The following is a 10,659-nucleotide window of genomic DNA, read 5'->3' as shown; positions in this document are numbered from 1 at the left end:
CGTCCGCCACTCGTCAGCGAAGCAGCAAGCTGCTTCCTGTTACCGTTCGACTTGCATGTGTTAGGCCTGCCGCCAGCGTTCAATCTGAGCCATGATCAAACTCTTCAATTTAAAAGTTTGATGCTCATGAATTAAACTTCGTAATGAATTACGTGTTCACTCTTGAGACTTGGTATTCATTTTTCGTCTTGCGACGTCAAGAATCCGTATCTTCGAGTGCCCACACAGATTGTCTGATAAATTGTTAAAGAGCAGGTGCGACGCGGCTTGCAGCTCACCGTCGCGAGGTGGCGTATATTACGCTTTCCTCTTTCAGAGTCAACCCTGAATTTCAGGATTTTTCTCTTCAACCGACCGGCTGTTTGTGTGAAGTGATTCACATCCGCCGTGTCGATGGAGGCGCATTATAGGGAGTCGGTTCAGGAAGACAAGCGGAAAAATGCATTTTTGTTTTAACCGCTCATCTTTTATCCATAACGCTTATTTTTGCTGCTTTTTTATCGCCGATGGCAGATCGGCAAGGCTGTTTAACACCCAGTCCGCCGCGTTTTCTGCTTCTGCCGTGACCGGTTTGCCCGTACGCACCAGCACTTTTGTCCCGACATTTGCCGCCGCAGCCGCCTGCATATCTTCCAGCTTGTCTCCCACCATATAAGAAGCCGCCATATCGATATGCAGGAAATCACGCGCCGAGATAAGCATTCCTGGATGCGGCTTGCGGCAATCACATACCTGACGGAACTCTTCTATACTGCCCTGCGGATGGTGAGGACAATAATAGATGCCGTCCAAATCAACATCGCGATCCGCCAACGACCAGTCCATCCATTCGGTTAACGTTTCAAACTGCGCCTCAGTGAATTTGCCGCGCGCGATTCCGGACTGGTTCGTCACCACCACCAGCGCATAGCCCATTTTTTTTAGCTCGCGCATCGCGTCAATAACACCGTCTATAAACTCGAATGCATCGATTTCATGTACGTAGCCGTGATCCACATTAATGGTGCCGTCACGGTCGAGAAAAATTGCGGGTACAGACTTTGCCACCTTTTATAGCTCCTGAGTAAAGCAAGTGGCGCTAGTATCGCATGTTTCAGCAGGCAAGAAAGTGCTCATCGTATAAAGCCTGATTGATTTAGACGTCTGGATGCCTTAACATCCATTCTGTTGACGGCGTTGACCGTATTAGACAGACGAAAATGCCACGGCTAACTTAATTACGATAATAAATAACCAATGATTAAACTTTCGAATATTACCAAAGTGTTCCAGCAGGGGACGCGCACCATTCAGGCGCTAAATAATGTCAGCCTGCACGTGCCTGCCGGGCAGATTTATGGCGTCATTGGCGCCTCCGGCGCCGGTAAAAGTACGCTTATCCGCTGCGTTAACTTACTTGAACGCCCAACCGAAGGTAGCGTTCAGGTCGGCGGTCAGGAGCTGACAACGCTTTCAGAGTCTGAGTTGACCAAAGCTCGCCGTCAAATCGGCATGATTTTCCAACATTTTAACCTGCTCTCTTCCCGTACCGTGTTTGGCAACGTCGCGTTGCCGCTGGAACTGGATAACACACCAAAGGAAGAGATCAAACGCCGTGTCACAGAGCTGCTGGATTTAGTCGGTCTTGGCGACAAGCACGACAGCTATCCGGCAAATCTTTCCGGCGGTCAGAAACAGCGTGTCGCGATTGCCCGCGCGTTAGCCAGTAATCCAAAAGTGTTGCTGTGCGATGAAGCCACCAGCGCGCTTGATCCCGCGACGACCCGTTCGATTCTGGAATTGCTGAAAGATATCAACCGTCGTCTGGGGTTGACGATTCTGCTTATCACTCATGAAATGGATGTCGTAAAACGTATCTGCGACTGCGTTGCCGTCATCAGTAATGGTGAGCTTATTGAGCAAGATACGGTCAGCGAAGTCTTCTCGCACCCTAAAACGCCGCTGGCGCAGAAGTTTATTCAGTCCACTCTGCATCTGGACATTCCGGAAGATTACCAGGCGCGTTTGAAAGCGTCGCCGGAAACTGACAGCGTGCCGATGCTGCGCATGGAGTTCACCGGACAGTCTGTGGATGCCCCGCTGCTTTCTGAAACCGCGCGTCGTTTCAACGTGAACAATAATATTATTAGCGCGCAGATGGATTACGCGGGCGGTGTGAAGTTCGGCATTATGCTAACGGAAATGCACGGCACACAAGAAGAGACGCAAGCCGCAATTGCCTGGCTGCAGGATCACCATGTGAAAGTAGAGGTACTGGGTTATGTCTGAGGCAATGATGTGGTTACTGGTTCGTGGCGTCTGGGAAACGCTGGCGATGACCTTTGTCTCCGGTTTCTTCGGTTTCGTGATTGGCCTGCCGGTTGGCGTATTGCTGTATGTTACGCGCCCGGGGCAGATTATGGAGAACGCCAGGCTGTATCGCTCCCTCTCTGCAGTGGTCAATATTTTCCGCTCGATTCCCTTTATCATCCTGCTGGTGTGGATGATTCCTTTTACCCGAATAATTGTCGGCACCTCCATTGGTTTGCAGGCCGCGATTGTACCGCTGACCGTCGGCGCCGCGCCTTTTATCGCCCGTATGGTGGAAAATGCGTTGTTAGAGATCCCTGCCGGGCTGATTGAAGCCTCGCGAGCGATGGGCGCCACGCCGCTGCAAATTGTACGTAAAATCCTTTTACCGGAAGCGCTGCCTGGTCTGGTGAATGCGGCAACCATTACACTGATCACCCTGGTCGGTTACTCCGCAATGGGCGGCGCCGTCGGCGCAGGCGGCCTCGGTCAAATCGGCTATCAGTACGGTTATATTGGATACAATGCTACCGTGATGAATACGGTGCTGGTATTACTTGTCGTTCTGGTTTATTTAATTCAGTTATCCGGCGATCGCATCGTCAGGGCTGTCACGCATAAGTAACGTTAAACACAACACAAATACTCATTAAGGAAATAAGCATGGCGTTCAAATTCAAAACCTTTGCGGCAGTGGGTGCTCTGATTGGTTCTCTGGCACTTGCGGGTTGCGGTCAGGATGAAAAAGATCCGAATCATATTAAAGTCGGCGTAATCGTTGGCGCAGAGCAGCAAGTTGCCGAAGTCGCGCAGAAAGTCGCGAAAGAAAAATACGGCCTGGACGTGGAATTGGTGACCTTTAATGATTATGTTCTGCCTAATGAAGCGCTGAGCAAAGGCGATATCGATGCCAATGCCTTCCAGCACAAACCGTATCTGGATCAGCAAATCAAAGATCGCGGCTACAAACTGGTTTCTGTTGGTAAGACTTTTGTCTATCCCATTGCAGGATATTCCAAAAAAATCAAATCTCTGGATGAGCTCAAGGACGGTTCCCAGGTCGCTGTGCCTAACGACCCGACCAACCTTGGTCGTTCCCTGCTGCTGCTGCAAAAAGTAGGGCTGATTAAACTGAAAGACGGCGTTGGTCTGCTTCCTACCTCGCTGGATATCGTCGAAAACCCGAAAAATCTGAAAATTGTTGAGCTGGAAGCGCCGCAGTTGCCGCGTTCGCTGGATGACGCGCAGATCGCGTTAGCGGTCATCAATACGACTTACGCCAGCCAGATTGGCCTGACGCCAGCGAAAGACGGTATCTTCGTTGAAGATAAAGATTCTCCGTACGTTAACCTGATCGTGACGCGTGAAGATAACAAAGACGCCGAGAATGTGAAAAAATTCGTTCAGGCTTACCAGTCTGATGAAGTGTACGAAGCCGCAAATAAAGTTTTTAATGGCGGTGCGGTGAAAGGCTGGTAAGTTTTAGGCTGATTCCACAATCTGTAATATTATTCAGGACGGGCTATTGCCCGTCTTGTCATTTATGCAAGCTCCTGATTCAATATCTGGCAATTAGAACATTCATTGAGGAAATATTATGCGTGCTTTACCGATCTGTTTATTGGCACTCATGCTGGGCGGTTGTTCCATGCTAAGCAGATCCCCTGTTGAACCCGTTCAAAGCACCGCAACCCCGCCAAAAGCGGAGCCGGAGAAACCTAAAGCGCCGCGTGCCGCTCCCGTCAGGATTTACACCAATGCTGAAGACTTAGTCGGCAAACCTTTCCGCGATCTTGGCGAGGTTAGCGGCGAATCCTGCCAGGCGACAAATCAAGACTCTCCGCCTAACATTCCAACTGCGCGCAAGCGTATGCAGATTAATGCATCTAAAATGAAAGCCAACGCCGTCCTGCTGCACAGCTGTGAAATTACCAGCGGCACGCCAGGCTGCTACCGTCAGGCGGTTTGTATCGGGTCCGCCCTGAATATTTCGGCGAAATGAGCAGCTTTCAGTTTGAACAAATCGGCGTTATTCGCTCCCCCTATAAAGAAAAATTCGCCGTTCCGCGCCAGCCTGGTCTGGTCAAAAGCGCCTGCGGCGAACTGCATCTGATAGCGCCTTACAACCAGGCCGATGCCGTTCGCGGCCTGGAAGCGTTCAGCCATTTGTGGGTGCTTTTCGTTTTTCATCAGACGATGGACGGCGGCTGGCGGCCGACAGTTCGTCCGCCCCGTCTTGGCGGTAACGCCAGAATGGGCGTTTTTGCCACGCGCTCCACGTTCCGCCCCAATCCGATTGGCATGTCGCTCGTTGCGCTAAAAGGTATCGAGTGCCGGAAAGAGAGCGTAATTCTGAAATTAGGCAGTCTGGATCTGGTGGATGGCACGCCGGTGGTGGATATTAAACCGTATTTACCGTTTGCCGAGGCCTTACCGGACGCCGCCGCCAGCTATGCGCAACAGGCGCCGATAGCTGAAATGCCCGTGAGTTTTACCGCTGAGGTGGCTCAACAGCTTACGACGCTGGAAAGGCGTTATCCGCAGCTACGGACATTTATTTGCGATGTGCTGGCGCAAGATCCTCGCCCGGCTTATCGTAAGGGTGAAGAGACGGGCAAAACCTATGCCGTCTGGCTGCATGATTTTAACGTGCGCTGGCGTGTGGTTAACACCGGATTTGAAGTGTTTGCGCTGGAACCACGGTAATTTCACGCCCTTCTCTTTTGACATCTCTTGCACGCTGGTAAACTAAATCACTTTTTTTGTATCAGGCTCACATTGAGCCTGTTCGATCGTTCAACTGGAACCGTAACAACATGCGTACTAGCCAATACCTGCTCTCCACTCTGAAGGAGACACCTGCCGACGCCGAGGTTATCAGCCACCAGCTGATGCTGCGCGCCGGGATGATCCGCAAGCTCGCCTCCGGGTTATATACCTGGCTGCCGACCGGCCTGCGCGTCCTGAAAAAAGTCGAAAACATCGTGCGTGAAGAGATGAACAACGCCGGTGCTATCGAGGTGTCGATGCCAGTCGTTCAGCCAGCCGACCTGTGGCAAGAGAGTGGTCGTTGGGAACAGTACGGTCCGGAACTGCTGCGTTTTGTCGACCGTGGCGAGCGTCCGTTCGTACTCGGCCCGACCCACGAAGAAGTTATCACCGACCTGGTGCGTAATGAACTCAGCTCTTATAAGCAGTTGCCGCTGAACTTCTTCCAAATCCAGACCAAATTCCGTGATGAAGTGCGTCCGCGCTTTGGCGTGATGCGTTCGCGCGAATTCCTGATGAAAGATGCTTACTCTTTCCACACCTCTCAGGAGTCGTTGCAGGAAACCTATGACGCCATGTACGCCGCGTATAGCCGTATCTTCAGCCGTATGGGGCTGGATTTCCGCGCGGTACAGGCCGATACCGGTTCTATCGGCGGCAACGCCTCGCATGAATTCCAGGTGCTGGCGCAAAGCGGCGAAGACGATATCGTTTTCTCTGATGTTTCTGATTACGCGGCTAACATTGAACTGGCAGAAGCTATCGCGCCGCAAACGCCGCGCGCAGCGGCGACGCAGGAAATGACTCTGGTCGATACGCCAAATGCCAAAACCATCGCGGAGCTGGTGGAACAATTCAACCTGCCAATTGAAAAAACGGTAAAAACGCTGCTGGTGAAAGCGGTGAAAGACAGCAAGTCTCCGCTGGTGGCTCTGCTGGTTCGCGGCGATCATGAACTGAATGAAGTTAAAGCGGAAAAACTGCCGCAGGTTGCCAGCCCGCTGACCTTCGCTACCGAAGAAGAGATTCGCGCCGTAATTAATGCCGGCCCTGGCTCCCTCGGCCCGGTCAATATGCCGATTCCGGTCATCATCGATCGTACCGTTGCCGCCATGAGCGATTTTGCCGCTGGCGCCAACATCGACGGTAAACACTACTTTGGTATTAACTGGGATCGCGATGTGGCGACGCCTGTTGTTGCCGACATCCGTAACGTAGTCGCCGGCGATCCGAGTCCGGATGGTCAAGGAACGTTGCTTATCAAACGCGGTATCGAAGTGGGTCACATCTTCCAGTTAGGTACCAAGTACTCAGAAGCGCTGAAAGCCTCCGTTCAGGGTGAAGATGGCCGTAACCAGATCCTGACAATGGGCTGTTACGGTATCGGCGTAACACGTGTCGTTGCCGCAGCTATCGAGCAGAACTTTGACGAGCGCGGCATTGTATGGCCTGACGCCATTGCGCCTTTCCAGGTCGCTATTCTGCCGATGAATATGCACAAATCCTTCCGTGTGCAGGAGCTGGCGGAAAAGCTGTACAGCGAATTGCGCGCGCAGGGCATTGAAGTGCTGATGGACGACCGTAAAGAGCGCCCGGGCGTGATGTTTGCCGATATGGAGCTGATTGGTATTCCACATACTATCGTGATTGGCGATCGCAACCTGGATAACGACGATATTGAGTATAAATACCGTCGCAGCGGTGAAAAATCGCTGATTAAAACCGGCGATATCGTTGATTATCTGGTCAAGGCGATTAAAGGCTAAACGACATTTTGTTGGCATTGCCCGGCGCCACCCGGCAGATATGTAAAGGCCTCGCACCCTGCGAGGCCTTTTATTAGTGAGTGCAATCTTTACCCGGCGCAAACTTCGCATTTTTATCGGCTATTAGCATTTTTACCGGCTCGCCCGTGTCCGGGTTCGCAGCAAACACAAAATGCCCTTCTACCGTCAGCAGCACCGGTTTTTCCGCTTCACCTTTCGCTGTCAGATAGCCGCGCTCAAGCTGGGCGTTACTGGCGACCGGCAGCCGTTTTCCGGTCGCACAATCGGTAAAGGTCGCCGCATCGGCCCTGTATACATACATACCACGCAGCGGCATTGGCGTTACCGGCAGGCTGGCGGTAACAGGCACAAGCGTATAATTAAGCTGCGAAGCCACCGGATTGCCTTCTCTGTCGAGCATCTCCAGCGCATTGCCCTTCGCGCGATAATACGATTTCTCGCCATTGCTGTCGGTTAACACCAGTTTATCCGCCGTCCGCGCCCAGGTACCGTATGACGCAAAAGAGGAAGGTTCTTCGCGCACGCCCTGATAGCGCTCGTTCATCACCCATGTGCCGTCTTTTTCCAGAAATAGTGACGTTTCAATACCTTCACAATCCGCACAGGGCAGCACGCCGCGCCAGCTTTGCTGCATGGGTTTTAATTCCGCCGCCTGCGCAGGTTGCAGGGCGTCAACTTCCGCACGGTTATTACACCCTATCAATGCAAATAGCGTACAGGCTGCCGCTACTGACAATATTGCTGTTCTCACCATAAAATCCTTATGAAATTGCTATTCCTGCCCGTCAATCCAGTGGACGACGAACTTTGCCGCGAAGCGCCTTTACAGAAGATTTTTGCGCCTTTGAGGATAAGCGGCGCTCTTTCGAGGCACGCGTCGGACGGGTTGCGCGACGGCTTTTCTGCTCCGCGGTTAATTCTTTTATGACGGCAACCAGCCTGGCGATAGCCGCTTCCCGGTTGAGCTCCTGGCTCCGGAACTCCTGCGCCTTAATGATAATGACGCCATCATCGCTTATCAGATGGTGGCTGGCCGTCAGCAAACGCTGTTTATAATACTCTGGCAGGCCAGAGGCCCGAATGTCAAAGCGCAAATGAATCGCGCTAGAGGTCTTATTTACGTGCTGACCACCCGCGCCCTGCGCGCGAATGGCCGTAATTTCCAGCTCATTATCGGCTATGGAGACCGTCCGGGAGATGGCAATCATGAGGGCTGTTGCCAGGCGGTTAGCTGTATTTCCAGATTATTCCGAGCATCAGAAAGCCAGATTGCGCCGTCCTGAATCGTCGCCTGTAGCGTCATGGTACGATCGGCAAATTCACTGAGCTGCGCCAGTTGCCCGTCATCCAGATACCAGACGGACAGGTTAGCGAACTGCGCGCACTTGCTTTGATGCTGCTGCCACCAGATTTGCGCCGCCCGGGAGTTATAAGCAAAGAGCGCGACGTCGCTCGCCTGAGTACAGGCTTTCTTAATACGGCGCTCATCCGGCAGCCCCAGCTCTATCCAGAGATCGATGCCCAGATGATCGTTACGCAGCCAGGCCTCCGGCTCATCTTCCGCGCTGAGCCCGCGTGTAAACTGCAACCGTTCATCAGCATATTTTATCCATGCCAACAGGCGCAGCATCATGCGCTCCTGCGTTTCAGAAGGGTGACGCGCCAGCGTCAATGCCGCATCCAGAAACCGGTTGCGATCAAGGTCAGCCACATTGACGACGGCTTTATAAATTGTCGCTTTAAGCGCCATGAGAAAACTCCTTTCGAATCAGGCGCCCATTGTAGCGAAAACCGCGCTAAAAGGCTGTTAACGAATCTTTTACCCACTCGCGTCAGGCGCTGATATTGCGCAAATGAGTATGGTATAGTCACCTTGCTAAACAAGATTTAACTTCGTAGGCTTAGACTTGCATCCACGGTTAAGTCAGAATGCTGACAGGAGGGCATGTGGAAAAATATTGTGAGTTAGTACGCAAGCGGTATGCGGAAATCGCCAGCGGAGACTTAGGGTATGTCCCGGATGCGCTGGGTTGTGTATTGAAAGTGCTTAATGAAGTGGCGGCAGATAGCGCCCTTTCAGAGTCGGTCAGGGAAAAGGCAGCTTATGCTGCCGCGAACTTACTGGTGAGCGATTATGTCAATGAATGAAACGTATCAACCCATTAATTGCGATGACTACGATAGTCTTGAGCTTGCCTGCATGCATCATTTAATACTGACGCTAACGTTAAAAGATGGCGAGGTTTTGCAGGCAAAAGCGAACGATTTGATCTTACGTAAAAACGTAGAATATCTGCTTGCCGAGGTTTCCGGCGAGTCTTGTGAGCTTCGTCTCGATAAAATCGCCAGTTTCAGCCACCCGGAAATTGGTACCGTGGTAGTTAGCGAATCCTGAGTATTTTGTTGCCGGATGGTGGTGCAAGCACCTTATCCGGCCTACGTTCCATGCGATACGTAGGCCTGATAAGCGCAGCGCCATCAGGCATGCCAAACCAGACTCACCCCTTCTTTATCTTCTGCTGCTCCCTCACGCGTCACAAAAACACCCGCAGCCGCAATCAGCGTTTCGCCGTAAAACAACAGCGGCGTGGTGTCTCGTCGCCAGGGCGGGATCCCCTGCTCCTGCCAGATTTTCTTTAATTTACGTCCGCCGTGACGTCCCACAATGTGTAGCAACCCTGGCGCCTTAAACCGAATGCTGACGGATTCTTCCTCTCGCGGTCGGCGCAGTTCGCCGCCAGGAACGAGCTGTACCGTCCCTAAGCCGGCAGGCAGCGCCAGCGGTGTTTGCCAGACGGGCCAGGCGACCGTCGTTTCGTGTTGTCCGGCCACGGATTTAATCCACCACAGTTGCGACTGATAACGGCGAATCTCGCGATCGCCAAAACGTAAACAGGGAGAGGCATCGTCGCGCGCCAGCGCCACCTCCTGCCAGATACGTTCCAGCGCGTCGCGAGAGGGCATCGGCGCATTACGCATCGCCAGCCAGCGACGCAAAATCGCCGCCCGCCGTACATCGCTCATCGACATTAATGGAGAGAGCCGCAATGTTCCCTCCGTCGTGATACAGTCCGTAAGATCGCTGGCCAGAAGCTCGTCCAGCAGCCTTTCTTGCTCGGCGCAGAGCGTCGCGCTACGGGCTACCGCCGCAGGAAAATGCGGCCAGCGCTGCTGCAAGAGCGGAAGCGCCCGCAGGCGTAAAAAATTGCGATCGTAGGCGTCATCCTGATTGCTTTCATCTTCAATCCAGCATAAGCCATGACGCACAGCCCACTGTTCCAGCGTCTTCCGCGTTTCTCTCAACAGCGGGCGAAGAAGTAGAGTTCCGGCAAAAGGCGAGCGTTCTCCCATCGCGGAAAGTCCGGCCGGACCGCTGCCGCGCTTTAACGCCAGCAGGAATGTTTCACACTGATCGTCAAGGTGCTGCGCGGTTGCCAGCACTTCGCCAGGCAATAGCGTCTGTGCGAACGCCCGGTAGCGCGCTTCACGCGCATGGGCCTCGATACCCAGGCCATTATCCGCCAGCGTCACCCGTTCCACTACCAGCGGAACCTGCCAGCGTTCGCATACGGTTTCGCAATGCCGCACCCAGCTATCAGCATGAGGGCTTAAACCGTGATGAATATGGATAGCACGCAGCGTGACGTCAGGATGGCGTTCTCGCCACAACACCAGTTGATGCAGAAGCACCGTAGAATCCAGGCCGCCGCTAAAGGCAGCCAGAATACGGCGAGAAGAGAGTAACGAGGTATTCAACGTGAGAGTGGTCATGATCCATGCTTATAGTGACTTAGCCCGGCAACGTTACCTGGCG

13 protein-coding genes and 1 rRNA gene are annotated in these 10,659 nt (G+C 53.0%); 8 read left to right on the top strand and 6 right to left on the bottom strand.

The window, feature by feature from the left end; all coding sequences use genetic code 11:
- Together ACH0WD_RS23140 and gmhB are read right to left on the bottom strand one after the other, a co-directional pair.
- Positions 1-111 (bottom strand): 16S ribosomal RNA (locus tag ACH0WD_RS23140); the annotation flags it as partial.
- Positions 112-480: 369 nt separating this feature from the next.
- Positions 481-1,047, bottom strand: a complete 567-nt coding sequence (gene gmhB, locus ACH0WD_RS23135; protein ID WP_001140158.1) for a D-glycero-beta-D-manno-heptose 1,7-bisphosphate 7-phosphatase — start codon at positions 1,045-1,047, stop codon at positions 481-483.
- 189 nt (positions 1,048-1,236) lie between these two features.
- On the opposite strand from gmhB, the gene metN reads away from it, so the two are divergent.
- The 6 genes from metN (at position 1,237) to proS (ending at position 6,824) form a co-directional block, all read left to right on the top strand.
- Positions 1,237-2,268 (top strand): methionine ABC transporter ATP-binding protein MetN, encoded by a 1,032-nt coding sequence (gene metN, locus ACH0WD_RS23130; protein ID WP_000594021.1) that lies wholly within the window; start codon positions 1,237-1,239, stop codon positions 2,266-2,268.
- Positions 2,261-2,914: a methionine ABC transporter permease MetI gene (locus ACH0WD_RS23125; RefSeq protein WP_001287486.1), complete on the top strand. Its 654-nt coding sequence runs from the start codon at positions 2,261-2,263 to the stop codon at positions 2,912-2,914. The genes metN and ACH0WD_RS23125 overlap by 8 nt, the downstream gene beginning before the upstream one ends.
- A gap of 38 nt (positions 2,915-2,952) precedes the next feature.
- A complete protein-coding gene (gene metQ / locus ACH0WD_RS23120) occupies positions 2,953-3,768 on the top strand; it encodes a methionine ABC transporter substrate-binding lipoprotein MetQ (RefSeq protein ID WP_000874215.1) in 816 nt (271 codons plus the stop codon).
- Positions 3,769-3,886: 118 nt separating this feature from the next.
- Positions 3,887-4,291, top strand: a complete 405-nt coding sequence (rcsF, locus tag ACH0WD_RS23115) for an Rcs stress response system protein RcsF (RefSeq protein WP_001202315.1) — start codon at positions 3,887-3,889, stop codon at positions 4,289-4,291.
- Positions 4,288-4,995, top strand: coding sequence for a tRNA (N6-threonylcarbamoyladenosine(37)-N6)-methyltransferase TrmO (gene tsaA, locus ACH0WD_RS23110; protein WP_000093988.1), 708 nt, complete (start codon positions 4,288-4,290; stop codon positions 4,993-4,995). The genes rcsF and tsaA overlap by 4 nt, the downstream gene beginning before the upstream one ends.
- A gap of 110 nt (positions 4,996-5,105) precedes the next feature.
- Positions 5,106-6,824 carry a proline--tRNA ligase gene (gene proS / locus ACH0WD_RS23105; RefSeq protein WP_001260687.1) on the top strand — a complete coding sequence of 573 codons (1,719 nt, stop codon included), beginning with the start codon at positions 5,106-5,108 and terminating at the stop codon, positions 6,822-6,824.
- A gap of 73 nt (positions 6,825-6,897) precedes the next feature.
- Here the strand turns inward: proS and nlpE are convergent, their stop codons facing one another.
- Genes nlpE through ACH0WD_RS23090 form a run of 3 tightly spaced genes read right to left on the bottom strand, consistent with a single transcriptional unit; the run spans position 6,898 to position 8,595 of the window.
- Positions 6,898-7,599 carry an envelope stress response activation lipoprotein NlpE gene (gene nlpE / locus ACH0WD_RS23100; RefSeq protein ID WP_000252576.1) on the bottom strand — a complete coding sequence of 234 codons (702 nt, stop codon included), beginning with the start codon at positions 7,597-7,599 and terminating at the stop codon, positions 6,898-6,900.
- A 31-nt stretch (positions 7,600-7,630) separates the two neighbouring features.
- Positions 7,631-8,053, bottom strand: coding sequence for an alternative ribosome rescue aminoacyl-tRNA hydrolase ArfB (arfB, locus tag ACH0WD_RS23095; protein WP_000560527.1), 423 nt, complete (start codon positions 8,051-8,053; stop codon positions 7,631-7,633).
- Positions 8,050-8,595: a YaeQ family protein gene (locus tag ACH0WD_RS23090; RefSeq protein ID WP_001185319.1), complete on the bottom strand. Its 546-nt coding sequence runs from the start codon at positions 8,593-8,595 to the stop codon at positions 8,050-8,052. Before ACH0WD_RS23090 ends, arfB begins: the two co-directional genes overlap by 4 nt.
- A 197-nt stretch (positions 8,596-8,792) precedes the next feature.
- Between ACH0WD_RS23090 and ACH0WD_RS23085 the strand changes: the two genes are divergently transcribed.
- Entirely contained in the window at positions 8,793-8,993 is a 201-nt protein-coding gene (locus ACH0WD_RS23085; RefSeq protein ID WP_001518678.1) for a YaeP family protein, read from the top strand.
- Positions 8,980-9,240 (top strand): Rho-binding antiterminator, encoded by a 261-nt coding sequence (gene rof / locus ACH0WD_RS23080; RefSeq protein WP_000062330.1) that lies wholly within the window; start codon positions 8,980-8,982, stop codon positions 9,238-9,240. The genes ACH0WD_RS23085 and rof overlap by 14 nt, the downstream gene beginning before the upstream one ends.
- A gap of 83 nt (positions 9,241-9,323) precedes the next feature.
- Here rof and tilS read toward each other — a convergent pair whose 3' ends face one another.
- Positions 9,324-10,616 (bottom strand): tRNA lysidine(34) synthetase TilS, encoded by a 1,293-nt coding sequence (gene tilS / locus ACH0WD_RS23075; protein WP_000210063.1) that lies wholly within the window; start codon positions 10,614-10,616, stop codon positions 9,324-9,326.
- Positions 10,617-10,659: the final 43 nt, after the last annotated feature.

Source organism: Salmonella sp. 2020_1395 (assembly GCF_043848115.1).
GTDB classification, from domain to species: Bacteria; Pseudomonadota; Gammaproteobacteria; order Enterobacterales; family Enterobacteriaceae; genus Salmonella; species Salmonella enterica.
This window is presented reverse-complemented; position numbering and strand designations above follow the sequence as displayed.